This window comes from Patiriisocius sp. Uisw_047 (assembly GCF_047730165.1).
In the GTDB taxonomy this organism is placed as follows: domain Bacteria; phylum Bacteroidota; class Bacteroidia; order Flavobacteriales; family Flavobacteriaceae; genus Patiriisocius.
The window spans coordinates 2,476,174-2,502,883 of record NZ_CP159834.1 but is presented as its reverse complement, the minus strand read 5'-3'; the positions used below and the strand labels follow the sequence as shown (position 1 = coordinate 2,502,883).

Annotated in this window: 19 protein-coding genes; 3 read left to right on the top strand and 16 right to left on the bottom strand. The window is 37.3% G+C overall.

The window, feature by feature from the left end; all coding sequences use genetic code 11:
- Window positions 1-8 precede the first annotated feature (8 nt).
- The 7 genes from ABXT71_RS10855 to ABXT71_RS10825 form a co-directional block, all read right to left on the bottom strand.
- Complete coding sequence (locus tag ABXT71_RS10855; RefSeq protein ID WP_415371354.1) at window positions 9-671, bottom strand: ATP-binding cassette domain-containing protein; 663 nt, start codon at window positions 669-671, stop codon at window positions 9-11.
- Window positions 649-954 (bottom strand): hypothetical protein, encoded by a 306-nt coding sequence (locus ABXT71_RS10850; protein ID WP_415371352.1) that lies wholly within the window; start codon window positions 952-954, stop codon window positions 649-651. Before ABXT71_RS10850 ends, ABXT71_RS10855 begins: the two co-directional genes overlap by 23 nt.
- Entirely contained in the window at window positions 954-4,232 is a 3,279-nt protein-coding gene (locus ABXT71_RS10845; RefSeq protein ID WP_415371350.1) for an amidohydrolase family protein, read from the bottom strand. Before ABXT71_RS10845 ends, ABXT71_RS10850 begins: the two co-directional genes overlap by 1 nt.
- 14 nt (window positions 4,233-4,246) lie before the next feature.
- The gene (locus ABXT71_RS10840; protein WP_415371348.1) at window positions 4,247-4,540 is read right to left on the bottom strand and encodes a YdeI/OmpD-associated family protein; all 294 of its coding nucleotides are present in this window, start codon (window positions 4,538-4,540) and stop codon (window positions 4,247-4,249) included.
- A gap of 443 nt (window positions 4,541-4,983) precedes the next feature.
- On the bottom strand, window positions 4,984-6,654 hold the full coding sequence (locus ABXT71_RS10835; RefSeq protein WP_415373104.1) for a M1 family metallopeptidase: 1,671 nt from the start codon (window positions 6,652-6,654) through the stop codon (window positions 4,984-4,986).
- Window positions 6,655-6,812: 158 nt separating this feature from the next.
- Complete coding sequence (locus ABXT71_RS10830; RefSeq protein ID WP_415371345.1) at window positions 6,813-8,144, bottom strand: M28 family peptidase; 1,332 nt, start codon at window positions 8,142-8,144, stop codon at window positions 6,813-6,815.
- A 357-nt stretch (window positions 8,145-8,501) separates the two neighbouring features.
- The gene (locus ABXT71_RS10825) at window positions 8,502-9,389 is read right to left on the bottom strand and encodes a hypothetical protein (protein ID WP_415371343.1); all 888 of its coding nucleotides are present in this window, start codon (window positions 9,387-9,389) and stop codon (window positions 8,502-8,504) included.
- 80 nt (window positions 9,390-9,469) lie between these two features.
- On the opposite strand from ABXT71_RS10825, the gene ABXT71_RS10820 reads away from it, so the two are divergent.
- Together ABXT71_RS10820 and ABXT71_RS10815 are read left to right on the top strand one after the other, a co-directional pair.
- Window positions 9,470-10,618, top strand: a complete 1,149-nt coding sequence (locus tag ABXT71_RS10820; protein ID WP_415371341.1) for an endonuclease/exonuclease/phosphatase family protein — start codon at window positions 9,470-9,472, stop codon at window positions 10,616-10,618.
- Between the two features lie 10 nt (window positions 10,619-10,628).
- Window positions 10,629-11,045: a hypothetical protein gene (locus ABXT71_RS10815; protein WP_415371339.1), complete on the top strand. Its 417-nt coding sequence runs from the start codon at window positions 10,629-10,631 to the stop codon at window positions 11,043-11,045.
- 92 nt (window positions 11,046-11,137) lie between these two features.
- Here the strand turns inward: ABXT71_RS10815 and ABXT71_RS10810 are convergent, their stop codons facing one another.
- From ABXT71_RS10810 to ABXT71_RS10780, 7 genes are all read right to left on the bottom strand, one after another.
- Window positions 11,138-12,946: an acyl-CoA dehydrogenase family protein gene (locus ABXT71_RS10810; RefSeq protein WP_415371337.1), complete on the bottom strand. Its 1,809-nt coding sequence runs from the start codon at window positions 12,944-12,946 to the stop codon at window positions 11,138-11,140.
- Between the two features lie 142 nt (window positions 12,947-13,088).
- Window positions 13,089-14,279: an acetyl-CoA C-acyltransferase gene (locus ABXT71_RS10805; protein ID WP_415371335.1), complete on the bottom strand. Its 1,191-nt coding sequence runs from the start codon at window positions 14,277-14,279 to the stop codon at window positions 13,089-13,091.
- A 163-nt stretch (window positions 14,280-14,442) separates the two neighbouring features.
- Window positions 14,443-14,529, bottom strand: a complete 87-nt coding sequence (locus ABXT71_RS10800; protein ID WP_415373103.1) for a four helix bundle protein — start codon at window positions 14,527-14,529, stop codon at window positions 14,443-14,445.
- Between the two features lie 178 nt (window positions 14,530-14,707).
- On the bottom strand, window positions 14,708-17,113 hold the full coding sequence (locus ABXT71_RS10795; RefSeq protein WP_415371333.1) for a 3-hydroxyacyl-CoA dehydrogenase NAD-binding domain-containing protein: 2,406 nt from the start codon (window positions 17,111-17,113) through the stop codon (window positions 14,708-14,710).
- A 163-nt stretch (window positions 17,114-17,276) separates the two neighbouring features.
- Window positions 17,277-17,729 carry a MarR family winged helix-turn-helix transcriptional regulator gene (locus tag ABXT71_RS10790; RefSeq protein ID WP_415371331.1) on the bottom strand — a complete coding sequence of 151 codons (453 nt, stop codon included), beginning with the start codon at window positions 17,727-17,729 and terminating at the stop codon, window positions 17,277-17,279.
- A gap of 234 nt (window positions 17,730-17,963) precedes the next feature.
- A complete protein-coding gene (locus ABXT71_RS10785; RefSeq protein WP_415371329.1) occupies window positions 17,964-19,169 on the bottom strand; it encodes a CotH kinase family protein in 1,206 nt (401 codons plus the stop codon).
- 18 nt (window positions 19,170-19,187) lie between these two features.
- Window positions 19,188-19,667 (bottom strand): hypothetical protein, encoded by a 480-nt coding sequence (locus ABXT71_RS10780; RefSeq protein WP_415371327.1) that lies wholly within the window; start codon window positions 19,665-19,667, stop codon window positions 19,188-19,190.
- Window positions 19,668-20,280: 613 nt separating this feature from the next.
- Here ABXT71_RS10780 and ABXT71_RS10775 point away from each other — a divergent pair.
- Window positions 20,281-22,125 (top strand): cystathionine beta-synthase, encoded by a 1,845-nt coding sequence (locus ABXT71_RS10775; protein WP_415371325.1) that lies wholly within the window; start codon window positions 20,281-20,283, stop codon window positions 22,123-22,125.
- Between the two features lie 205 nt (window positions 22,126-22,330).
- Here the strand turns inward: ABXT71_RS10775 and ABXT71_RS10770 are convergent, their stop codons facing one another.
- Both ABXT71_RS10770 and ABXT71_RS10765 read right to left on the bottom strand, forming a co-directional pair.
- A complete protein-coding gene (locus ABXT71_RS10770) occupies window positions 22,331-24,109 on the bottom strand; it encodes an AMP-dependent synthetase/ligase (RefSeq protein ID WP_415371323.1) in 1,779 nt (592 codons plus the stop codon).
- Window positions 24,110-24,225: 116 nt separating this feature from the next.
- Window positions 24,226-26,631: a M14 family zinc carboxypeptidase gene (locus ABXT71_RS10765; protein ID WP_415371321.1), complete on the bottom strand. Its 2,406-nt coding sequence runs from the start codon at window positions 26,629-26,631 to the stop codon at window positions 24,226-24,228.
- Window positions 26,632-26,710 lie beyond the last annotated feature (79 nt).

Sequence of the window (26,710 nt, the reverse complement as noted above, 5' to 3'; positions counted from 1 at the left end):
TTTCGATTTCATCTCGAGAGATACTCAAACTCCTTTAAATCTTCAACAGACATCACAGGAAAACCGATCCCCTCTTTAATCACCATACTTTTTGTTGCCACATCTAGCACATCGTTATAATAATGATCTGTAATAATAATTCCTTTCGTTTCCTTCAATTCAAAAAGTCTTTCTTTTAGTTTTTCTTTGTGCAAAGGTTCAAGCATAGAGAAAGGCTCATCAAGCATTATAAACGGATTGGAAAGTTGGCTAAGCAATACCACTTCAAAATACTTTAACTCTCCAAGAGAGAGCTCACCCGTCTTTTTATGAGTCATCGTTGCAATATGCGAATCATAAAACACGGCATCCTGTTCTTTTTCTTCGGGATGAAACATAATAATCGCATCTCTCACCTTCATCGTTTTAGGTAAGAAGGGATGTTGCGGTACATATATAATATGGTGCTTTGGGATTACTTCAGAAGCTTTAAGTGATAAATTATTAAGTGATAAGGAAATAGCATCTGCTTTAATATTTCCGAAGAGAATTTGGAGTAGGGTGGACTTCCCAGAACCATTCCGTCCAAAGAGCCCTATTATTTCTCCAGTTTCTAAGGAAAAAGAAACATCTCTCAATATCGTCTTATTTCCGAAGTTTTTAGAGACGTTATGTAAGACTAAAGTCGCCAATGATTATAGATATTAAGATGAATAGAGTTACGGGGATGCTAATAATTAAATTGATGACAAAGGACGATCTTAACAATTGCCATTTTGTGAGTCCTAAATTTTGATACGTATACCATTGCTCTTTATAAAAAGAATGAAAGCCAAAAAATCCAAAGGCCAATGCCAGTGTATTAAAAAATACAACCCCCCAAACAATCCCTAAGAAACCAGCAGATATTAGTGCAAATGCAGCTACAAATGGAAGGATAGCTTTATAGAATTGTAGGTAAGGTCTACTGTTCATTAATGTCTACAATTCCCGTGAATAAAACTCTCACTTTCTTCGTGCCACTCAAACGCTTGATTATATCCATTTACTTCCCAATAAAAAGGTGCTCGCTCTTTTGGCGAATTCCCAACTTCGTTCATTGTTTCGGGATCATATAAGCGACCATTTTGCATCACAAACTTGATGTATTGCGTATTCTCGATATCCTCTAATGGGTTTTTATCTAGCACCAATAAATCTGCTAGTTTCCCAACTTCAAGACTTCCTATGTCTTGCCCAGCCCCTATATAATTAGCGCCGTTAATTGTTGCCGTTTTTAAAGCTTCCAGATTGCCTATTCCTCCGGCTGCTATCATCCAGGTTTCCCAGTGAGCTCCAAGGCCTTGTATTTGTCCGTGAGCACCCATATTAACTTTGACACCCGCTTCACTCAAGTCTTTTGCAGTCTTTGAAACTAAGATATGACCGTTTTCATATTCTTTTGCTGGCACCATTACTCTATGTCTAGAACGACTATCGATGATTGCTCTTGGGCTGTATTTTAAGAGCTTTTCGTTTTCCCAAACGTTATCACGCTGGTAATAGAAAAACTCTCCATTAAGACCACCGTAATTAACAATGAGAGTAGGAGTATAGCCAGTACCACTCGTTCCCCAAATTTCTAAAACATCCTTGTATACTGGAGCCACAGGAATATTATGTTCTACGCCTGTATGTCCATCAATAACCATCGTCAAGTTATGGAAGAAAGTAGAACCTCCTTCTGGAACCACATTAATACCTTGCTCTCTGGCTGCTTGCAATACTTGTTGTCGTTGCTCACGTCGTGGTTGGTTATAACTTTTTACACTCTTTGCTCCAAAGGCCTTGGTGCGACGAATACTACTTCTAGCATCTTCTAAGTTATCTATTACCGCTTTAAAATCACCATCAGCTCCATATAATATAAAGCCCGTAGAAAAGAGACGCGGTCCTATCAATTGTCCGTTTTTCTGAAGTTCGCTCAAAGTAAATACGGTTTCTGTATTTGCAGATGGATCGTGTGCAGTGGTAACTCCAAAAGCTAGGTTCGCCATAAACTGCCAATTCTGTTGCGCGGGCAATCCGCTTCTAAACGCGCCAATGTGAGCGTGACTATCTACCATCCCCGGCATTATCGTTTTTCCTTTCATTCCATAGATTTTTGCATCTGCTGGGACGGAAGTTGCGTCTGTAGGACCTACTGCTATAATTTTATTTCCTTCAATAATAATATTTCCATTTTCTATCACTTCATTGCCATTCATAGTGATGATTCGAGCATTTGTGAAGGCTATTTTTCCTGAAGGATTGTCTACAGGAGCCGTCAAGCCTACCTTTAAACCGGTGTTTGGCATTTCAGAAGGAGTAAGTGCGCCACCGTCTACAAATGAAAACTTCTCTTTTAAAGTATTACTGAAATATTCATCACCCAAAGTCCACATCACTTGTTTACTATCTTGTGACCAATGGATATTAACGCCTGCATCCTTTGCTATTTGCTGCACAGGCACCGTGTCACTTTTGCCATCAAGTGTTAATGGCTTACCAGTTTGTGGCATAGGCGCTACATACACTTTATGTAAGTTTGAGAATGCTACCCATTTATTGTCGGGGCTCGGTACAATACGATTGGCATATTTAGAAATCACATGCTCGCGTTCATCTTGTCCTTGCAGATTAACCGATATTAATCTTTTAGGAAAATTGCCAAAATAAGTTCCACCGGTTTGTAGAAATATACGGTTGCCATCAGCGCTATATCTCGGAAATTCACCGTTGGTATCTAATTTAGTTTCGTTAGTACCTTGAGCAGTCATGATATAAATACCAGGGTTTTTGGTGAAAGAATTTCCTTGATCACTGTTTCCTCTTTCTTTTCTAAAAACAATGTTATTGCCGTCATTAGAATAACTAGGAGTACGATATATACCTTTTGCAGTAGTTAGTTTTCGTGGTGCACCTCCATTGAGGTTCATTTTAAAAATGGCACCTTTTTCAAGGTCGTTCCAGCTAACATAAACGATTTCGTTTCCGCTTGGGGATAAACTAGGCTCGAACTCAAAATCGGTGCCGGACGTTAGCCTAAGGGGAATTCCGTCAGGTAGCGTTTTTTTATATAATCTGCCTAAAGCATTAAAGATAAGAGTTTTACCGTCATTAGTTGTGATCGCGTCACGAATAACTTTGATATTGAATGTGTTACGCTCTATGGGCGTGTTTGTTTTTACGGTCTGTGCCAAATCGATTTTTACATCTGCTTCAAACGGAATATTTGTAATCGCAAGACTCTTCACATTTATTTTCTGAAATTTCCCGTCGCTCCAGATGACTAAATCTTCATTGTTAGGCATCCAATTAAAATTAGGATACACTCCAAAAATCGCCCAAGCTTCTTGTTGGTCCTTGTTTAAACCATCATATATAGGACGCTCTTCACCTGTTTCTAAATTATGAATGTACAGCACTGTTTTTTCTCGCACACGTTTTACAAAAGCGAGTGTTTTTCCATCTGGCGAAAGTGTAGGGCGAGCAGCACCTCCTGGTCCTCCTGTGATATTTTCGGTTTTGCCCGTTTCAAATTCGTATCTCTTTATGACATAAATCTGGCTGTTAGGGTCTTTGTTGTATTGAAAATTTCCGCCGGGATACATATCTTCAGAGTAATAAAGATACTTAGCATCTGATGAAACAAAAGGCTCTCCCAGATCTTGCTGGTCATTTTTACGTTCTGTTAATTGAAGTCCGCTTCCTCCTGTAATATGATATTGCCAGAGCTCTCCAGCTCCTAAACTACGACCGCTTGTAAAATGTTTACGGGCAATTAGATAGTTGCCATCTGGCATCCATACGGCATTATTGAGGAGTCTAAAATTTTCTTTCGTTATTTGTTTTGGATTACTACCATTTGCATCCATCACCCAAATGTTATCGCCGCCACCTGCATCACTTGTATACGAAATATGTTTTCCGTCAGGACTAAAGCGAGGTTGTACCTCAAAGGCAATACCTGTTTGTATGGCTTTTGCTTTTCCCCCAGAAACGGGGATGGTATAGATGTCTCCCAACATATCAAACACGATGGTCTGACCGTCTGGACTTACATCTAGGTTCATCCAGGTGCCTTCATTTGTTGTGAAGTTGTGCCTTTTGTAATTAAAATCTTCACCTGGATTATTGACATCCCAATTTGCTTCGTCTTTTTTGTCTTTATCTTTTTGTGCAAATGTTAGGGTGGTTGCTAGGAGTATAGCAAGGGTTAGAAAATTTTTCATTTTAGCTATTTTATTTAATGAAGTATAATATGTCCTAAAGATATGAGTTTTTGAGGACGGTTACAACGATTTAAAATTTCAGAAGAAAAATGGTTGCCAACCACGTCCTTTTTCTTTTCTTCACACTTGCTGATTATCTCAGCTCCACGTTTTATAATAATAGCATCTGTTTTTGCAGTTGCCAACCATCTCAAATGACTTTTTTGATAGCCCGGGTTGAGTGATTTGTAAAAACAAAAAGCATCTGAGTTGTTATCAAAAGCAGTTTGTAAAATAGGAGGGATGTTGCGTTTTTCTGGTTCGTCCATAAGAGTCCAAGTGCCAGTTTTCTTAGTGAGATTTACAATGGCTCAACCGGGTTCTAGGATCAGATTTGCAGCGTCTAATGTTATTATATATTTTTTATTGAGGGCGCCCCAAGTACTTTTCGGGTTTCTTATTGTAAATAACTGTTTGCGTTTTCCATTGCCTAAACTCTTAACCGTGCTACCCACCTAGCCAAAACATAAAGCTACTTTAACTGCTTCTTCTCAGCGCATACTGGGTTCTGTATTTTCTATTTTGAAGAGAATGATGTACACACCTTTAGGGTGCTGATTGTGATTGGCAAGTAGCCAATCGTAGAAATCTACGTCTCTTGGGAAATATAATTCTGGGCGTGTCAAGAATTGATACTAATTGCTATTTCATTTAAAAAAGTGATTGTCTTGGAAGGTTTCTACTCCGCTCAACCAGACATCATTCTTGACAATTACTTAACCTGCTCCTTCTCAATATAAAAGTCCTCTTTAATCACAAGCGATTTAATATTTCCTATATTCTCAAAAGTTTGCCACGCTGCTTTTGGATAGATCCATTGTTCTTTACCGTTTATCACTGCTATTACTGGCATGTCAAAACCTTCTATGATATCTATATATCTAAAAGACATTTCGTTAAATGAGATTTGCTTGTACTCCAGTTTTGGCACCATAGTCGTGCGTAAATATTGTTCCCAAAATGCTGTAAGATCGATTCCAGTTTCTTTACTCATAAGATCTTCTACTTGCTTTGAAGTAACAATTTTATGATAAAATTCTTTATTTAAGGAACGTAAAATAGATCTCCATTTTTTATCATCTTCTACAAGTTGGCGCAGCGTATGCAGAATGTTTGCTCCTTTATAATACATATCGCTACTTCCTTCATTGTTCATTCCGTAGGTTCCTATAAGTGGTCGGTCGTTTTGAATAATCCTGCGGGTACCTATCACATATTCACTTGACGCTTCTTTAGAGAAGTTATAATCTAAATAAAGATTTTCTGCATAGGCAGTAAACCCTTCGTGAATCCACATATCTGCTACGTCGCTATTGGTAATACTATTTGCAAACCACTCGTGACCTGCTTCGTGAATAATAATAAAATCGAAACGTAGTCCCCAGCCTGAACCTGACAAATCTCTGCCTAAATACCCATTTTGATATTTATTTCCGTAAGTCACACTGCTTTGGTGTTCCATACCAAGATAAGGTACCTCTACAAGCTTAAAACTATCCTCATAAAATGGATAAGGTCCAAACCAATATTCAAAAGCATTGAGCATTAATGGTACTTGGTTAAACTGCTCTTTCGCTTTATCTAGGTTATATGATAGCACATAATAATCGACATCAAGCATTCCGTTAAGCCCTTCTTGCTTGTAACCAAAATGCGTATAATCTCCCACATTCACATTCACGCCATAGTTGTTGATCGGTTGCGTCACTTTCCAGTTCCACGTTTTTGTTTCTCCATTATCTACTTCGGAAATAAGCCTTCCATTCCCTACACCCATTAAACTGGAAGGGGCAGTTATAGCAAGATCAACGCCCTTATCTGGCTCATCTGATGGGTGGTCTTTACAAGGCCACCATACGCTCGCTCCAATACCTTGGTTTGCCGTGGCGATAAAATGATTGCCATTATCATCTTTCTTCCAAGAAAAGCCTCCATCCCAAGGAGCCCGAATAGCTTCTTTAGGTACACCAGAAAACTCTATAGTAATAGATTGCTCAGTCCCTATCATAGCAGCTTTTTTAAACTTTATATAGTGAAAGTTTCCTTTGGTTTTAAACTTAAGTTTTTTGCCTTTTTGAGTAATCTTATTAATTACCATTGGTGCTTGCAGATCAATACGCATCATTTTGTCCTCGTCCAAAACTTTGTATGTTATGGTGTTTGTGCCTTTAATCGTTTTTGATTCTGGGAAGATCTCAACCTGAAGATCATAATGTTGTACATCCCACCAAGCACGATCTTCTGTGACAGTTCCGCGGAGTTCATCTTCTTTTGTGAAATCTTGAGCAAGTAGTTGAAAAGAGGTTAGTAAAATTAGGATTAAGCTTAAGATAGTGCTAGTTCTAAACTGAATAGGCGATTTAAATTTCTGGATAGTATTTATTTTTCTCAAATTAGATATTTTATTGAATAATTGCTAAAGCGCTCTGCTAGGGTCACGTTCCCGTTAAAAAGGAAGGAGCAAATAAATTATGTTGTTATTTGTAGCGTTATTTTTATTATCATTTCGTGGTGGTTTTCTTTGATCGTGTTTCAAAGGTGCTACCTAAAAACCGAATTAGGAAAAACAACCACACTTTCATGTCCATCTTTTCCCACGGCAGCTATTCCGAAGAAAAAATTATCAATCACTATACCATCAAGTGTAAACTCATTTAAATCACCCACATAACGACTGTGATCCCACGTTGAACTCGTGGTATCTCTCCAGTATATTTTATAGCCTAGTGCGTTTTTACTCTTGCTCCACTTAAACTTAGCAGACGGTCCTACGATCCCACCTATAGAAACCTCTGCGGGTGGGGCAGGTGCCCAAGCTAAACTTGCCATATTTATAGCATTTACCGCTGTGAGCTTTCTTGCATAATCAAAATTTACATGCTTTAATTTATCTCCATACTCTATACCATCCTCGGTACGGATGTCCTGATGCTGCTGTGTGTAGTTTTCATGTGCCTCCATAATACGAATTCCTGCAAACCCTAAATCGTTGAAAGGACGGTGATGGCCTCCACGACCAAAACGGTCCAAGCGATAAATCATCATTGGGTTCATTTCTGGCATATAAGTTTGCGTTGTTTTATGAATGTAGCGGGCTAATTGACGCGAAATTCCATCTACTTCACCACCATAGAAACGACGCATTTTTCGTTGCCGTTCTGTTTCGGTAGGTGGTACAGGCTCACTAAAGATTCTAAAATCCACATTGCTTATTACGCCATCTACCCCTTTGATATTTCCGATCATGTCATTATTGAGTACTCCTATAATATCCCATCCCTGCTCTTTTGCAAAGGCTGCAAACCCAGCACCGCCAAAAAGACCTTGCTCTTCACCGCTCAGTCCTAAGTACACAATATTTGCATTAAATTGATACGTACTTAAAACTCTTGCTGCTTCAATTGCACCTGCCATACCACTAGCATTATCATTTGCACCTGGCGCATCTTTTGTGAAATTACCGCCATCGCTATTACGCGAATCTATATCGCCACTCATTATAACGTACCGATTTGAGTCTGTGCGGCTTTTCTGCACGGCAACCACATTTACGACCCAAGTATCTATAGGGACGCGATCATTGCCTTCTGCAAGCACGAGGTCTTTCTGGTAAAAGACGTCTATACATCCAGAACATGTAGAAGATATTTCATCAAACTGAGACTTAATCCAGCGTCTTGCAGCACCTATTCCTCTTGTGTTGCTAATGGTGTCACTAAAGGTGTTGCGGGTTCCAAAACCCGCAAGTGTAGTGATGTCTGACTCTATTCGGTCTGCTGAGACTTCTGTAATGATGTCGTATATTTTAGCGTCTGTCTGAGCGACACACAGCGTCGTAGTACTAAAAATAAATAAAGTGAGAATATATTTCATACCGTGATGTTTTTGCTAAAATTAAACAAAAAGAGTAGTGTTTTCAATTTTTTCCTAGGAAGATAAGTGACTTTAACAATTTTGTCGTTTTCTACTTTATAGAAAGCAACGGCATTGATAATCGTCCTATTTATAAGTGCTTTTTCCGGGTCAATCACTTTGTTAGTGTTGATGCTTCTGTTTTTGATAATGACTTTAAGATATGGTGTGTTGTCAAAAAATGGCAAGTGCCTCGCCTTTACAGGATCTTTACTTAAAAGAGTATCCCAGCAGGCTATCACATTTCCCGTACATTTTTGCCAAAAGGTCAAGTATATTAAATAGAGGTATATTTTAATCTACAGTCCCTCTAATTGTTTATTGTGTTATTTTTGGACTTGCAACAATCGCTAGTTTTTTTTGATCTGGACTCAAGGTCACTCTATTAATTTCTGAAATATTCTCGCTTGATAAATCTGCTACTTCTTCCCATTTCCTATTTCCGAAGAGATCATATACATAAATTTTATCGCCGCTCCCAAGTAGCAATTGTGTGCCCGTAAGCCAACAATGATCTTGAATTCCGAAAGGTAAATCACAGACATAATAGCTTTCATTGTCACCCATTATGTTGATAATATATACTTCGTGGATGTCGTCTTCATTGACCAATGTGTAGCTTACATTATTAGTTCCAGGTACTTTGTGGATGGACCTACCACTATTGCTGGTGATTTTTAACACTTCACCAGTAGTCAGATTTGCTTTAAAAAGGTCTAATTGATCGTCAATAATAATAGATGCTACAATGTTATCGTTGTCGTAAAATGTAAAATAAGCAACCATATAATCTGGAATGAGTTCTTTGCTTTCTTCTGTCTTATTGGCATTTAAAACATAACTATACAAACGTTGAAGCCCATCCGGATCTAGCCGAACAGCAGCAATACGATTTTCTAAAGGAAATTTTTGAGGCGAATATTCACCACCAAGTGTTGTCTTGTTTAATCTGCTTTTCGTTTCTAGATTTAGATCATATGCTATGATTTCTGTTTGGTCGTTTTCTGTGCCCGCATAGATAAGTGTAGTAGTATTGATAAAAGAGGGCTGACTATCATACCCTTTATTAGTAGAGATATTTTTAAAATTGCTGACAGCAAAAGAATCTACGGCAGTGTTCAAATTCATTAGGTAGACTTCTGGTTCTTGCTGTGCAAATAAGGAAATCGAACTCAGAAAAAGAAGATAAAAACGAACGTTACTCATAGTTTGAATAGATTTAAAATTGTCTTAAAATTGAACTAAAGATAATTCTTGGTCTAAATTATGGTTAATTTTGTAAGGCTATGAGATTTTTATTATTTTTTTTACTTATTCCTTTTGCTTCGATGTGGTCTCAAACTATAGAGGACTTAGACTTTGGCACAGAAGGAACCCTTGATATTGTCACTTGGAATATTGAGTTTTTTCCCAAAAATGACCAAACAACCCTACAGTATGTGGTTGAGATTATTGAAGCTATCGATGCAGATATTATAGCCATACAAGAGGTTGACGACTATTTTTATTTTAATGATCTTATAGATTTTCTATCTGAATATGATGGGTATTATCAGTCTTCAAATAGTAGAGGATTGGCGTATTTATACAAATCTGATATTATTAGTATCAATGCTGCCTACGAGCTTTTTATAGCGCCTCCAGAATCTGATAATTTCCCGAGATACCCTATGGTTTTGGATATTGACTATTACCAAGAGCGCGTAGTGCTCATAAATAATCATTATAAATGCTGTGGTGACGGAGAACTAGAACTAGATGATGACTGGGATGAGGAGACTAGGCGTTACAACGCAAACCTGTTACTTAAAAATTACATAGATAATGAGTTTACAAATACTCCCGTGGTGCTTTTAGGAGATCTCAATGATATCTTGACAGATGTTCCAGAAGATAATGTGTTCCAGAATTTTCTAGACGACTCCAGTAATTATCAGTTTGTAGATTTTGAAATTGCAACAGGCCCTAGCTCAAATTTTTCATATCCATCTTGGCCGTCACACATTGATCATATTTTAATTACGAAGGAACTTTTTCTACCGTTTATGGCAGATGGTGGCGGCGTAGAAACCATAAAAATTGATGAGTTCTTAGCGGGTGGTTTTACTGAATACGACCAGAACGTATCTGACCATAGGCCCGTAGGGATGCGTGTCGTATTGCCACAAATTTTAAGTGCCGGAGACATTGAGGCATCTCTTTTTGTTACTGCAAAAAATCCTATGGGTGATATACTTACACTATATTTGAACCGTCTTGAGACCGAATTAGTTGTAGAAATTTATACGACTCTTGGTCGGTTAGTTTATAGACAAAAAGTTCAAAACCCAGGTGAGAGTTTAGCCTTAAACGCCTCTCAGCTTTCTGAAGGTCTTTTTATTGCAATAATTACAAATGCGGATCACAATCGTAATATTATTAAATTAAAAAAATAAACGAAACTATATGTTTAAAAAAATCTTCTCTTCAAAAAATTCAACAGTGATGACTAATGAAGAAGTCGAAAAGGAAATGAAAGTCGAGGATGGGCAAAAACTGGGCACTTCCCAAGAAATGTTACTGTTTGGTGGTTTTCAAGAATTAAATGGATATTTCTTTTTTGAAGGATTGTTTGTGACTACAAAAAGTTTCAAAAGCAAAACAGGCGCAGCTATTACCTTCAAGAATAAAAATACAGAATTCATACTGCCTTCTGCAATACAAGAATTTGACTGTGATTATGCAAAACCATTACAGCGACACGTGGCTCAGATAAGTTTTGATGTTACCAAAGCACAGATTAAAAAAATACAAGAAGGAAACTATGAATCGGTTGAATTTAAAGTGAAGAAAAAAACTTTCCATCTTGTAAAACCTAAATAGTAATTTCCTATTTAATCATCAATAGTCTACCTTATAAAAACGCCTCATTCAAAATTTTGAATGAGGCGTTTTTCATAAAGAACATAAGGTTCTTAAAAAGGATACTTACCCTCAGCAGATACTTTATGGGCAATCGTCTTACGCATCTCGCCTATGTTAGGCATATTTTGATACTTTGTAAATCGCTTTAGACCCATCAACATCATACGTTGCTCATCGCCTTCAGCAAAAGATATAATTGATTCTTTCGCTTTTATAGAAATGATATCAACAGCGTGATATAGGTATAACCTAGACATGGCGATTTGAATTTCTTGAGAATCTTCACCGCTACGTTTTGCATTCTTTTCCGTACGAAGTATCGTGCTTTCTGCCATATAGATTTCGATTAAGATATCTGCGGCAGCCATTAACATTTGCTGATGTTTATCTAACTGATCTCCATATTTTTGTACCGCACTTCCTGCAACCATTAAAAATACTTTTTTCAATTTCTTTATCATATCCTTTTCTTCAGCAAATAATTCACTAAAGTCTGGAGTTTCAAAAGAAGGAATAGACGTAAGTTCAGTTGCTACTGCTTGTGCTGGTCCTAAAAGATCTACATGACCTTTCATTGCCTTTTTTACAAGCATTCCTACGGCTAGCATACGGTTAATTTCGTTGGTGCCTTCATAGATACGCGCAATACGTGCATCTCTCCAGGCAGCTTCCATTGGTGTATCTTCTGAGAATCCCATTCCACCAAATATTTGAATCCCTTCATCCGCACAATTCTGAATATCTTCAGATACAGCTACTTTTAAAATAGAACATTCTATAGCATATTCTTCGACCCCTTTTAATTCTGCGTCTTGATGTGTATTTCCAGCATCAATACGCATACTAATGCGGTCTTCAATATTTTTTGCAGCTCTGTAGGTAGCACTTTCACCGGCATATGCAGAGGTAGCCATTTCAGCAAGTTTCAGCTTAATAGCACCAAAGCTTGCGATCGGAGTTTTAAATTGTATACGCTCATTTGCATATTGTGCAGCACCCGTAATAACGCGACGTTGCGAATCTAAACAAGCAGCTGCTAGTTTAATACGACCTACGTTTAATGCGTTCATCGCAATCTTAAATCCTTCACCACGACCTGCTAGCATATTTTCTACCGGTACTTTCGTATCGCTAAAAAATACTTGACGAGTAGAAGAAGCTCTAATCCCTAATTTATGTTCTTCCTCTCCCATGGAGATTCCGTTAGTTGCATCATTTTCAACGATAAAACCTGTAATATTTTTATCATCACCAATACGGGCAAAGACGATCATCACGTCACAAAAACCAGCGTTTGAGATCCACATTTTTTGACCTGTAATCAAATAGTGCTTTCCATCTTCAGTAAGTACGGCCTTTGTTTTACCACTATTAGCGTCACTTCCCGCACCTGGCTCTGTTAAACAATACGCGCCAAACCATTCACCACTTGCTAATTTAGGTACATACTTTTGCTTTTGTGACTCATTTCCGTAGAGCGTAATAGGCATCGTTCCAATTCCGGTGTGCGCACCAAAGGCTGTAGAGAATGAACCCGTACCACTAGAAATATAGTCACATGTTAATACGGTAGAGACAAAGCCCATTCCGAGTCCGCCTAAATTTTCTGGTACTGCGACACTTAAAAAACCTAGTTCACCAGCCTTGCGCATCACCTCTTCGGTTAATGCATAATCTTTAGCCTCAAAGCGATCTCTGTGTGCTACTATTTCCCGCTCGTTAAACTCCATCACCGCTTCTTTCATCATCTGCTGCTCCTCGGTAAAATCTTCTGGTGTAAAGATATCTTCACAAGCTGTTTCTTTTACTAAAAATTGACCTCCTCTAAGGATGTCTTTTGTTTGTGCTTCTGTTGCCATTCTATATAATTATTAGTTTTAAATAGTGAGTATTGAGTAAAACAACAATGACTCCTATTCAGTATTTTATTAGTCAATTATTAAAAACAAGTGTTAGCTTCAATGAGAATGTATCTCATTACTAAAAACTAACAGCTCCATACTATTTCAAAAACTCAAATACCCCTGCTGCACCTTGACCAGTTCCTACACACATAGTTACTAATCCATGTTGTCCTTGCATATTGCGCTTTCTCATTTCGTCAAATAACTGAACGGATAGTTTTGCTCCTGTACATCCTAATGGGTGTCCTAGTGCAATCGCTCCTCCATTTGGGTTAATGATTTCTGGGTTTAAGTTTAATTCTCTGATTACAGCTACAGATTGTGATGCAAAGGCTTCATTTAGCTCGATGAGTTTAATATCGTCTTGGCTTATTCCTCCTTGTTTTAGCGCTTTTGGTACTGCTGCAACTGGACCAATCCCCATAATTCTTGGTTCTACTCCCATTGCTGCATAACTTACTAATCGTGCAATAGGTTCAAGGTTTAATTCCTTTACCATCGCTTCGCTCATTACCATTACAAAGGCAGCACCATCACTTGTTTGTGAAGAGTTACCCGCAGTAACACTACCGTTGGCAGCAAAGACCGGACGTAATCTAGCTAATGCCTCAACAGAAGTTCCTCTGCGAGGTCCTTCATCTTTATTCACTGTATATTTTCTTGTTTCTTTTTTTCCCGCACCATTTAAGAACGTTTCTTCCACTTCAATAGGAACAATCTGATCTTGAAAACGACCGCTGTCTAAAGCTGCTAAAGCTTTCGTATGACTATTGAATGCGAATTCATCTTGATCCTCACGAGAAATATTAAATTGATCAGCTACAGCTTCAGCCGTGTTACCCATTCCCCAGTAATAATCTTCATGACCTGCTTTTACAACCTCATAGTTTAGTTCTGGCTTAAAACCAGTCATTGGAACGCTACTCATTGACTCTGCGCCACCAGCAAGAATACATTCTGCCATTCCGCTTTGTATTTTTGCAACTGCCATCCCAATAGTTTCTAATCCCGAAGAACAAAAACGATTTACGGTCACTCCTGGTACATCTACGATTTCTAATCCCATTAATGAGATAAGTCGCGCCATGTTTAATCCTTGTGAGCCCTCTGGCATCGCATTACCAACGATAACATCGTCAATACGTTTAGGATCTAAATTGGGTAACTCCTTCATTAAATGCTGGATCGTTTCCGCAGCAAGCTCATCGGCTCTTTTAAAACGGAAAACTCCCTTTCCCGCTTTACCTACCGCGGTTCTGTATGCTTTTACTATATATGCTGTTTTCATAAATTTTAGTATTGAGTTGTTAGTAATGAGTTGTGAGACTATAGCCTCTTTTGAAATGAATAATTCATTTTTTGAATCTCAATACATAATTCAATTAATGGTTCTAACTTTTCTTTTTTTATTAATTTAAATTTCCAATAAGAAGTAATTTCGTTTGTAATTCTTAAGCTGATCCATTTGCTGCGCTTAAAAAGTATTTAAACTCCTTATTTGAATTTCTTCCAGTTCCTTCAGATACATTTGAAGGAATTGAAACGGAACATCTTTTAATTTGAGAGATTAAACCAAATTTTTAATCACCCGAAAGTTCTACCGAAACTTGATAAACGTGCTTAGCAAGCTCCATCGCCTTTTTCCAAATAATTAAATCTTCAACTTTGTTCATAATATCTCAATACTAAAAACTCATTACTAACAACCAAGAAACGTTAGTTTCTTAAAGGTTTTCCTTTTTGAATCATATGCTGTAATCTCTCAAGTGTTTTACGCTCTCCAGTTAAACTCAAGAAAGCTTCTCTTTCTAAATCTAATAAGTATTGCTCACTCACTAGTTGCGGCTCACTTAGATCTCCACCTGCCATCACATAGGCAAGTTTGTTTGCTATTTTTTGATCGTGTTCACTGATGTACTTACTTGCATTCATAGCGTCTGTTCCTACTAAGAACATTCCTAACGCTTGCTTTCCTAATACTTTCACATCGTGCCTAGCAACTGGCTTTGTATAGCCCATATCTGCCATTTGTCTTGCCACTGCTTTTGCAGTTGCTACTTGGCGTGCAGTATTGACAACTATAATATCTTTTCCTGGCTTCAAAATGTCCAGACCGTATGCTTCGTGAGCGGAGGTTGACACCTTTGCCATACCTATTGTTAAGAAATGTTCTTGCAATACGTTTAATTCTACATCTCCTTTCTGGAACAAATCACTCGCGCGTAATGCCATTTCTTTAGATCCACCACCACCTGGTATAACGCCTACACCAAATTCTACTAGACCTATATAACTCTCAGCAGCTGCAACTACACGATCTGCGTGCAATGTTAATTCACATCCACCACCTAGAGTCATTCCGTGAGGTGCAACAATTGTAGGGATAGAAGAATAGCGTAAACGCATTACGGTATCTTGAAAATACTTGATCGCTGCATTTAATTCGTCGTATTCCTGCTCTGCCGCCATCATAAAGATCATCCCTATGTTTGCGCCTACAGAGAAGTTGGTCCCTTGATTACTAATCACCAAACCGTCATACTTCTCTTCTGCAAGATCAATAGCTTTGTTTATTCCGGCTAAAACGTCACCTCCAATAGAGTTCATTTTACTTCTGAATTCAACATTTAGGATTCCATCACCTAGATCTTGAACTGAAACTCCGCTGTTACTAAATACTTCGGTCGTTTTTCTAACATTATCAAGAATGATAAATGCATCTTGTCCTGGCACTTTTACGTGTTTCTTCTGCGGAATGTCATAATAGAATGTTGCTCCGTCTTTTACTGTGTAGAAAGAATCTACTCCAGCAGCTTTCATTTCGCTTACCCACGTATCTGCTGTTTTACCAGCATCTTCAATAAGTTGTAATCCCTTGTCTAAACCAATAGCATCCCAAATCTCAAACGGCCCGTGTTGCCATCCAAAACCTGCTTTCATTGCATCATCTATCTTATAAAGCTCATCTGTAATTTCTGGAATACGCTTTGTAACGTATGCAAACATTGCAGCAAAGTTTCTTCTGTAAAATTCTCCAGCTTTATCTTTTCCTTTGATAAGGATAGGGAAGCGGTCTGCAACATTGTCAACAGATTTTGTTAACTCAAGCGTAGCAAATTTTGCTTTTTTACCTGGACGGTATTCCATGGTATCTAGGTCAAGACCTAAGATTTCTGTTCTGCCGTCCTTATCTTTTGATTTTTTGTAAAAACCTTGTCCACTTTTACCACCTAACCATTGTTTATCCATCAAGTGGTTCACATAGTCTGGAAGTTTAAATAAACTGTGCTCTTCGTCGTTTGGTACATTATTATAGATACCATTTGCAACGTGTACAAGTGTATCAAGTCCTACCACATCTACCGTTCGGAAGGTTGCAGACTTAGGTCGCCCTATTACAGGTCCCGTTAATTTATCCACCTCTTCTACAGTGAGCCCCATGTCTTTTACAAGATGGAACATGGCTTGAATTCCAAAAATACCAATACGGTTCCCTATAAAGGCGGGTGTATCTTTAGCTATTACGGTTGTTTTCCCTAAGAATTTTTCACCGTATTCGTTTAAGAAGTCTAAAACAACTGTATCTGTTTTTGGTCCAGGGATTATTTCAAATAATTTTAAGTAACGTGGTGGATTGAAGAAGTGCGTTCCACAGAAATGCTTCTGAAAATCTTCACTACGACCTTCACTCATAAATTTAATAGGAATTCCAGATGTGTTTGATGTGATCAAGGTTCCTAGAGTCCTGTGCTTTTCAAGATTCTCAAAAACCTGCTGCTTAATGTCAAGTCGCTCTACAACAACTTCAATAATCCAATCGACATCTTTTACTTTAGCAATGTCATCTGTTAAGTTTCCAGTCGTAATGCGTTTTGCAAAGTCTACATTATATAAAGGTGCTGGCTTTGATTTTATAGAAGCAGTTAATGCGTCATTCACCATACGGTTGCGCACTACCTGGTCTTCTAGGGTCAACCCTTTTGCCTTTTCTTTGTCGCTTAGCTCGCGTGGTACGATGTCCAATAATAGGACTTCCACGCCAATGTTTGCGAAGTGACAGGCGATTCCGCTTCCCATAATTCCGCTACCGATCACGGCTACTTTATTAATTCTTCTTTTCATTTCTGTACTTTTTTTATCTTGTTATTGAACCTAACTAAACATCTCCATCGATTCCCCTGGCAATGGGATAACTTTAACTCCATTTTTTTAGAAGGAGGCTAACTTACTTCTAAAATATGCTTGAATCAAGCATATTTTAGAAGTTGAAAATCAATCTCGATTGTTATCGGGACTGCGCGGTGTTTCTATAAATCTTCTTGTTACTAATCAGCTCCATCATTGTTCCGGCAACTTTTTTAAATGTATTTAGGTCCTCTTCAGAAATGTTCTCCTTGACAACTTCGTCAAAACGGAACACAACGCTCTTTGAAAAGTCGCGCATCTCCTTACCAAAAGGCGTTAGGTGAATAATCACACCGCGACCATCTTCTGGATTAGGATGCCGCTCTATTAAATTAAACTCTTCCATTTTTTTTAATGTACGCGATAGAGAAGTGGCTTCCATTCCCATCTTAGGGCCTAATGCCGTGGATGGTGATCCCTTCTCTGGGTCAATGCTAATAAGTGCAAAACCGGTAGCCATAGTGCTGTTTTTGGTGCCAGCCTCTTCATTGTACATCTTCTGGATAGCCATCCAGGTGCTCCTTAATATATAGTCTATTGTTTTTTCTTTCATATTGCGGCTCCGATCGATATGCGGGCGATTAATTTGATTTGTATCAGTCTTGCAGGATTTATTTGATTTAAAATGCAGGCCGATATGGAGCAAAGTTAGCCTCAAAGATACTAATAATTTACTATGCGTGCATAACAAGTAGTCATTAATTTTGGATGTAGATTATTTAAATCCTACTAAATAGAAGGGTAGTCTAATTTAATATTTAAAAGTAATGTAATTGAGAATAACGTTTTAATCTATGTGATGCATTCGCTTTAAGAAATTATCTTTTAGGTTTTCAAGATTTAAATACCAAACTGTAAAGCTACTTGGTGTTTCGTATTTCTCAATGTGAGTAGGCATAATAATTTCAATATTAGATTTATAGGTAGTAACAATTTCGTTAAACTTTATCGGGTCCATTATACCAGAAGTTTTAATAGTGTTAAAACGTACATCATAAGCATTCTTGAAGTCTTGGTTTTCATATAAGACATTAAACAAGTCTGTAATTGGGTTTTTTACAGAATTGTTTATAAAGTCCATAGGTTCTGCATCTAGATTTTTTATTGCCGCCAGGTCTAGATCAAACATCACAAATCTAAAAGGGTGGTCATCGATGGCGAAGAAGCGTACATTGTTTTTAGGCCAATCACTATTGCCTATTAGAGATTCGAAAATCATATAATCCATAAAATTATCTATATCAATTTCGTCTATCAAATAATTGAAATCGCTAGTATCAATGGCATTAATAAAAGCATCTATTTTATCAAAATTACCGTTTTTTTTCTCCAAGGTGCCGTGGTGATTTATTTTAGCTAGTGTGATCGCATCCTTGTCTACGTTGTAAAGTCTAGACATTCCATTTGCGTTTGCTTCTGTTCGAAGATTCATAATGCCAAGAAATTCACCGTTTATAAATACAATGGTTTGTTCTGCATAGGTCAAATCTATATCTAGTCCTGCGTCTATAGCGAGTTTTGTATAGCTTACATCCTTAAGCATCGTTTTTTCAAAATCGTTGCCTGAGTTTCTAAAACGAAATGCTTTTATCTTATCAATAGAATGGAAGGGAAGTGTTTCAGTATCTATTAAATATCGATCCTCGTTATTATAAGTGTCGATAAATTTTATTCCTAGTGATTTTAATTTGAAATAAGAACTGAGCTTTCCTTTTATTTCAATCTCTACCGCTTCATTTTCTAGTAACAACACGCCGTTCTTATAAATGTTTAATAAGCCATCAATCTCCACTTCTTTATACTCATCGTAGTTTTCATACATCTCTTCAAACTGGCTTTGATCTACTATGAGGTTTGCGACTTTTAAATGTGTCGCTATCGTTATATGCGTGATATTCCTATAATCCTGTACATCTATAGCAAAGTCTTCTTCAATGCTTGTGCAGCCTATAAGAACGATACTTATAAAAAAGAAATAGACGATGCTTTTCATTATGTTACTTTTCTATTATTATTTACTTGGCAGTTTAAAAATAACACCTAGGTAGATTCCGTTTTTAGGCTTCGTTAAGGTGTTAATTGCTTGTGTTTTAGAAAACATGGAGTTTGCGTACAGCGAAAAATCTAGTAGTGTAGAATAGGTATAAACTATTTTTGTCACAAAATCGTACCTGAGATTCTCTTCTAGCACTAAAGCAATATCCTCAAAATCTTTGTTGTTCTCTACACTGGCTCCTATGCTCAATTTCCACATATCATTAATCCGGTATCCAATAAATAGTGGTACTTGAAAGCTAATTGTAGCATACTTAAACGTGACGGTTTCTAATTGATAGGTACCCGAAGTATATTTTAAAAACGAGCCGGTTTCTAGATAGAGACTTTTATTAAGCGTTCTTAAGTAGTTAATACCTATACGCATACCTGGCTTGCCTGTGCTTTCTAACTTTTCATTATTCAAATCTATTTCCTTCTGAAATAATAAACCCAAATTGGTTTCAATTTGGAATTCATGTTGCGAAAAGGATAAAGTCGAACTGGCTAATAAGAAGATAAAAAATAAATACTTCACTATTTGGTTTCTTTACAATGCAAAATTCTTGAATTTTTGTATTTCTACATAACAAATTTGTTATGCATTATAGACGTAATTTTATCAGCTTTGTTACACTTAATAAAACACAAAGTTGCTGTTTTAATTTTAGATAAACAGCTACTCCGTCTTATAAAATACAAACTACAACATTGCCTATAGAATTTTATCAATATGTATCGCCTACTCGAATTTAGTATTTTTTTATCTGTTTCTTTCTGGCACTTGCAATGCTTTAGTAACAATAAGAATACAAAATGCTATCAGTGAAATCGTTCTCACATTTTTTTAGTCGAAATATTCTAGAAGTAATAACATAAGAAGTGCTAACGAGATTGCGTTTAATATCATTTTTGACCAATTTTAATATTTCCGAAGTGAAAAATAGATACCTGTTTACACACTTTAAAATAGCATAGATTTACAAATATATAAGCACGAGCCTTCTAGAAAATACGCCAATAAAACCTCTAATTAAATGTATCTTTACGCCCCTTTAAAAGTGAAAATTATGCAAGACAATAAAATGCTGGATTATATAAAAAATATATTAGAAAATATGCCGTCAGACTGGCTAGGTCTCACTACACACCGCCTAGATATTTATGATGAAAAACGAGCTAAAATAGAATTTTTAGAGCAGTTTGAAATTTTATATACCCAGAATAACACCGAGACATCTTCTTTGACAGAATTGCCTACCGCCTATGATTATATACGTTTAGGACATCCATTATCTTGTATCCTGGAATGGGCGATAGCGCAGGTGCAGCAGCTAGATGCAAATAATGTAGTCAGTTTTTCATCGAGGACGATTCCTATTTTAGCGATTCTTAGAAAAAATCTATTAGAGCATAAAAACACACAGATTATATATACAGGTGCCTTGCCTTCTTTTTTTGATGCCGAAATATTAAGAACCGTTTACGGATATTCTTTTGACGTATTACAAGTGGAAGATATAGCGGCTATATCTAAGTTTGAAGGGAGTACTGTTTATATTTCGCAGCAGGATAGCATAAGCGCTGTATATCTCTCTAAGAACATTGATTTTTCAATAAGTCTTTACCCAAACCTAGGAAGTATACTCGTCGTGAATGGTGAAGAAAATGCTGGCTATATTTCAGACATTCAACATGTAAGAAGAAGAGAGACCATTGCTATGACGCCAGCGAATAGCCTTAGCGCTTTACAATCCTTAATAGGTAGCAGTATTATAGCGCCAACCAATAGTGCTGCAGACACAAACAAAAGGACTGTTTTACGTGCTATAGAAAGTATTACAGGTACAAGCACAAGCCCGCTCGTTGCTTCAAGTGGGCTATCTATGCAATATGCTATTATGATGGGGCTTATTAACGAAGCATTAGAGAAACACAAAGGTAAGGCCATAAAGTTTATCGTACCACCTAATTGCTATGGTGGGACCAATGATCAAGCAAGACGTGTTGCTGCTTGCCTTGATAATGTAACGGTGGTAGATTTGCCTGTGGATGGTGATAATGATATGGTGCAGAGCATTGATCGGGTTCTCGAAAATATAGCTAAAGAAGATGCGGTTCCTTTTATTATTGCTGAAATACCAACCAACCCACGAGTAGAGGTTCCAGATCTTATCGCGCTAAAGGCTGCTTTAAGTAAAGTGCGCACAACTGCGAAAGGCGACACGGCAATCGACCCTGTTTTTATCTTAGATCAAACATTCTGTCCTAACGTACACTTTTTAGGCGAAGGAGAAATACTCTCTACGGTACGAACCATATCGTATGCTAGTGGGTCAAAATTTCCTAGTGGTGGACAGTGTACTGCGGGGTATTGTGTAGTTAATAATAAAGCGGCAGCTTTAATGGATAACATCGCATTGCACTTAGCGCTTTGTGATAATGAGGCGACCTCTTTGCAGTATGAGATTTTGGCAAAGCAATTACCTTCTATGAATCAAAGAATTGATGATGCCTATAAAAATACACGAGAATTTGTAAACTTTATACAAGATACTTTACCAGCAGCAAAAATTAATTTTGTTTCAGAAGCACTAGCAGCACAAGGGTTTACACCCTCTGTTTTTTCATTAGACCTTCCTGCTACGGGAATTACAGATGAAGAAAAAGAAGCGAATAAGAGAGCTTTAAATTTGAAGTTAATTAATTTAATGATCACAGGAATCCCGAATGAAAGTAAGTTTTGTGTGAGTTATGGGCAGTTAAAAGGCTGCTACTGGACGATACCTGCAACCTCTACGCAAGGAACAACTAAAGAAGGCGATAAAGATTACATAGTACGTGCGTCACTCTCTCACCACATGGATCTCGAACTTCATAAGAAGGTGTTTTTAGATTTTGTTGCGGGTATTTGATTTTACCTTCATTAACGAGACTAGAAACTACCTAACAATATTTCATATTGCTCATTAGAATTTCTATGTTGTTAGAACCTACTTTATCGTTATTATTTGAGTTATTTAGAACTAGTGACTCGATTAAGAGCATATATGAATCAAAAAAGTGAAACCAAGAACACTCTTGATTTCACTTTTAATAATTATTATCTACTATCTATGATTAACGTCCGTAAAGCATTTCATAAAGATCATTATACTTTTCTTTAATCACTTTACGCTTTGGTTTCATTGTAGGAGTGAGGTGTCCACCTTGTATGCTCCATACATCTGGTGTAAGCTGAAAAGTTTTAATCTTCTCCCATTTACCAAATTTCTCATTAAAGATATCAATCTCTGTCTGGATATAGCCACGTAACGTTTCGTCTTTACACGCCACAGTGGTGTCTGAAGATAAATCAATACCCGCCTCCTTTTTCCACTCTTCTATATACTCCCAGTTAGGTTGTATCAACGCAGACGGCATTTTTTCACCATCACCTACCACTAAAATCTGCTCGATGAATAATGATTGCTTCATGGCGTTTTCAACCAATTGCGGTGCAACATATTTACCACCGCTGGTCTTAAACATAGACTTCTTTCGGTCTGTGATTTTTAAGAATCCATCTGCATCTACAATCCCGATATCTCCTGTGTGGAAATACCCATTCTTAAGCACTTCTGCAGTTTGATCAGGATCTTTGTAATATCCCTGCATTACTTGTGGTCCTTTAATAAGGATCTCGCCATCTTCTGCTATTTTAATTACAGTTTCTGGCAAAGCTTTTCCAACGGTACCTATTCTAAAACCATTGTTACGCATATCGTTCACTGTACAAACTGGAGAGGTTTCGGTTAAGCCGTATCCTTCCATCACGGGACATCCGGCGGCGTTAAACACTCTCGCTAGACGCGGTTGCAGCGCTGCAGAACCAGAAGCAATGGCTTTTAAATTTCCGCCTAACGCTTCTTGCCATTTGCTAAAGATTAAGTTACGGGCAACGCCTAACTTAGTTTCATACCACCAGCCGTTCTTACCGTATGGTTCCCATTTTAATCCTAGATCAACAGCCCAGAAGAATAAACTTTTCTTCACACCCGTTAATGCGGTTCCTTTTGCAATAATCTTATCGTATACTTTTTCTAATAAACGCGGTACTGCACTCATCACATCTGGATGAATCTCTTGTAGGTTTTCGCTGATCGTTTCTAGACTTTCAGCATAATAAATACTCGTGCCCGTATATTGATACATATAGAGGAGCATACGCTCATAAATATGACACACCGGTAAAAAGCTTAAAGCCTTAGATTCTCCTTGCACAATAGGGAGTCTCCCGTCACTATGCATCGCGTTTGATGCTATGTTTTTATGACTCAACATCACCCCTTTAGGTCTTCCGGTTGTACCAGACGTATAAATTAGAGTAGCAAGGTCGTCTTCCTTTACAGCGGCCATTCTTTTTTCTACTTCTTCTTGTAGCTCTTTGTTTTCGTTTCCTAAATCAATTATTTCCTGATAATTAGCGTGACCAGCTATATCATCAAAGCAATACACTGCTTTTAATGAAGGCACGTTTGCCTTACATTTTTCTACTTTTTCACGTACTTCTTCACAAGACACAAAAACATATGTAGCTTCAGAGTGATTTAATACGTATTCGTATTCATCACTGCTAATAGTAGGGTAGATAGGTACATCTTGAGCACCAGTTTGCAAAATACCTATATCACAGATGTTCCATTCTGTTCTATTTGTCATAGAGATGATGGCTATCTTGTCATTAGGCTGCACTCCAAGTTTTATAAGTCCACGACTTAAAGCGTTTGCCTTATCTATATATTCTGAAATGGAGGTTTTCACCCATTTTCCTTTTACCTTAGTCACTAAGGCATCTTCCTTTGGGTATCTTTCTTGTTGATAATAAGGAAAGTCAAAAAGTCTTTTTACTTCGATCATAGTTACATAAAATTGTGAAGTAGAAAAATATGAAAAAACAAGTTAGTATTAACTAAAATTCAAATAAAAATGCCGAGCAATTTGTCTGGCATTTTGTAAATAAGAAAACCGAAGAATTACTCTTTAATGATTTTAACACTTATTGATGCACCTTCACTAGATAGGGTCATAATATAAATACCTCTTGCAAAGGTACTGTAATCAATCTTTTGTGATCCATTTTGGCTTTTTATCTCCGAAATGTGCTGCCCTTGAATGGTATACAGATCAACATTATAATCTGTCAATGCCGTGGTAATATTTAATTGATTTTTAACTGGATTTGGATACACACCAAAACTGTTTTCTAGTTCATTCACAGCTAAGACTCCAGGTTCTAAAATATTAAACGTTAAATCATCAAAATAAAAACCGTCTCTGCGCTGGGCGTTATCAGCTCTCAATTGAAATCTAGCGATAATTGTTTCTCCTATATAGTCACTCAAGTTAATTTCTTCTAACACCCAGTCGCTTTGTGTGCCATCATACAAAGGTTGTCCTTCAGGTTGAAAACCATTATCACTACCAGCAGTCGTGTAGTTTCCACATTGTGGGACCCAGGTACTTCCGTTGTCTGTAGATATTTCGAACTGAACATAATCCCAGCCAGCTTCTATCTCCCATTGTGCAAAATATGTAACATTTGCCCCTAAGGCATTAGTTAAATCAATAGCATCACTTAGGGTAATTGTTTTGTTATCTCCGTTTTGATAGTTTCCGTTAGGGGAGTCTGTTATAGATGTTGATGGGGATACAAAGGTTTGTGAAGTAGTAGCCCAACCGTTATTATTAAAATTAGAGGTTACACTGTTTCCTTGATCAGTAAACACTGCATCTAGATCACCATAATATTTTGTGATTCTTGTTGCAGTATCATAAGATCCGTTATTCACTACAAGATCAAATACAACTTCTTCTCCAGCTGTTGTTCCTGAGGCAAGGGTGTATTGTATGCTACTGTCTTGACTTTCTAATACATCCAAGGCATTAAATGATATTGTAGGACCTTGAGCAGAGATGTTACCAGATACAGGTACTAGCGATACCGTAAATGTTCCATTACCTTTAACTCCTAATCGTTGGATTGTAAATGCGGCATCATTAACTCCAGCACCGCCTAAATACTGAGCGCTATCATCTGTAATTGCTGCAAAATTATTTACCATTTTTGAAGAGGTAAGATTTAAATACATCATACTCTGAGCAATAGGTATTATCTGATTACTTGCTGGCCAGAAGGCTGAACCTATCTCTGGAGTGTAAGCATAAATCTTATCATGTGTCCCAACAGTTCCAAACATAAAATCATCACTATCTCCTGCTGCAGGATAGAGCCCAGAAGATAACATGTTATTAAAACCATTTCTAGATACCAACTCGTTACCTATAGTTTCAAACAACTCATTTTCATCAGTTGGTGTTTCTTCTGTATACCCAAAAGGATAAAGTAATAAATTTCCAAAAGAGTGGTTATTAAATGCCATCACAAAATTGTGTTGCTCACAAAACCATTTCATTGCTTGGTTCTCCACTTCGCTAAAAGGTGCCGTGCCTCTATAGGTCTGACTATCAGGATTACCAGAAGAACCATCACCTCCCCACATACCATTGTTAGCATCTCCGTCAATAAAATACTCATAATTGCGATTATTGTCAACGCCAAAATCTCCCCCACCATTATTCCTTCTATTTTTTCTCCAGAAACCACCACCATTAGGGTCCGTCTTTTCATTATATAAATAACCATCAGGATTAAGAACAGGAACAAAATAGAGCTCTGTATTATTAACAATACTCTGTACTTCTGTATCCGTATCATAATTTTCCAGCAGATACCACATGTAATATATTAATTGCATCACAGACATTGGCTCCCGTGCGTGATGTATGGCAGAATATAAAATTTCTTCTTCTGTTTCATCAGTATCCGGGTTGTCACTAATCTTAACCCATTGTATACCATTACCACCTATAGAAGGTGTAACACTATTATCTGATTGCCCTTGCGTTAAAAAGTTACTGATATTAGATTTTGTAGTAATAAGATCAGGATACGCTGCTTTCATAGCATCTAATTCATCTAATATTTCTTGATAGGTCAAGAAACCACCCATACTACCTAAATTAAAGTTGTCAGGTACTGCGTATTGATCACCTCCATCTGTAGCACAACTTAAATTTCTAATAGCTACTTTTTTACTGTTTTCTGAAATAAAATATGCCTTACTATCCGCTATTAATATGTCAACTTGATATCCAGCTTGGCGTGCAATAGCAATCTCTGATACAGAAAAGTCTGATATGACAAAAAAACCAGCTTTATGAATGCCGTGTTCTACAGGTATTCCCATTTTTTCTAATGCCACTAAATCACTAGATTGAGAATAAAATATTTGAGCTCGTTGATGCTTCTCTTGAATACCTTGTGCAAAAACAGAAACGGATACCAATAATACGAAAATAAAGAGATTTAATTTGTTCATAGTATTTACTAACTTGTAGGAATGAGGTGAAAAATTATAATCCATAAAAGTAGTAATTTCTTACGCTCTTATGGACTAT

Coding starts and splice junctions, on each gene's coding strand:
- ABXT71_RS10850 (WP_415371352.1), bottom strand. CDS start 954: ATGAACAGTAGACCTTACCTACAATTCTATAAAGCTATCCTTCCATTT.
- ABXT71_RS10845 (WP_415371350.1), bottom strand. CDS start 4,232: ATGAAAAATTTTCTAACCCTTGCTATACTCCTAGCAACCACCCTAACA.
- ABXT71_RS10840 (WP_415371348.1), bottom strand. CDS start 4,540: ATGGACGAACCAGAAAAACGCAACATCCCTCCTATTTTACAAACTGCT.
- ABXT71_RS10830 (WP_415371345.1), bottom strand. CDS start 8,144: ATGAAATATATTCTCACTTTATTTATTTTTAGTACTACGACGCTGTGT.
- ABXT71_RS10825 (WP_415371343.1), bottom strand. CDS start 9,389: ATGAGTAACGTTCGTTTTTATCTTCTTTTTCTGAGTTCGATTTCCTTA.
- ABXT71_RS10820 (WP_415371341.1), top strand. CDS start 9,470: ATGAGATTTTTATTATTTTTTTTACTTATTCCTTTTGCTTCGATGTGG.
- ABXT71_RS10815 (WP_415371339.1), top strand. CDS start 10,629: ATGTTTAAAAAAATCTTCTCTTCAAAAAATTCAACAGTGATGACTAAT.
- ABXT71_RS10810 (WP_415371337.1), bottom strand. CDS start 12,946: ATGGCAACAGAAGCACAAACAAAAGACATCCTTAGAGGAGGTCAATTT.
- ABXT71_RS10805 (WP_415371335.1), bottom strand. CDS start 14,279: ATGAAAACAGCATATATAGTAAAAGCATACAGAACCGCGGTAGGTAAA.
- ABXT71_RS10795 (WP_415371333.1), bottom strand. CDS start 17,113: ATGAAAAGAAGAATTAATAAAGTAGCCGTGATCGGTAGCGGAATTATG.
- ABXT71_RS10790 (WP_415371331.1), bottom strand. CDS start 17,729: ATGAAAGAAAAAACAATAGACTATATATTAAGGAGCACCTGGATGGCT.
- ABXT71_RS10785 (WP_415371329.1), bottom strand. CDS start 19,169: ATGAAAAGCATCGTCTATTTCTTTTTTATAAGTATCGTTCTTATAGGC.
- ABXT71_RS10775 (WP_415371325.1), top strand. CDS start 20,281: ATGCAAGACAATAAAATGCTGGATTATATAAAAAATATATTAGAAAAT.
- ABXT71_RS10770 (WP_415371323.1), bottom strand. CDS start 24,109: ATGATCGAAGTAAAAAGACTTTTTGACTTTCCTTATTATCAACAAGAA.
- ABXT71_RS10765 (WP_415371321.1), bottom strand. CDS start 26,631: ATGAACAAATTAAATCTCTTTATTTTCGTATTATTGGTATCCGTTTCT.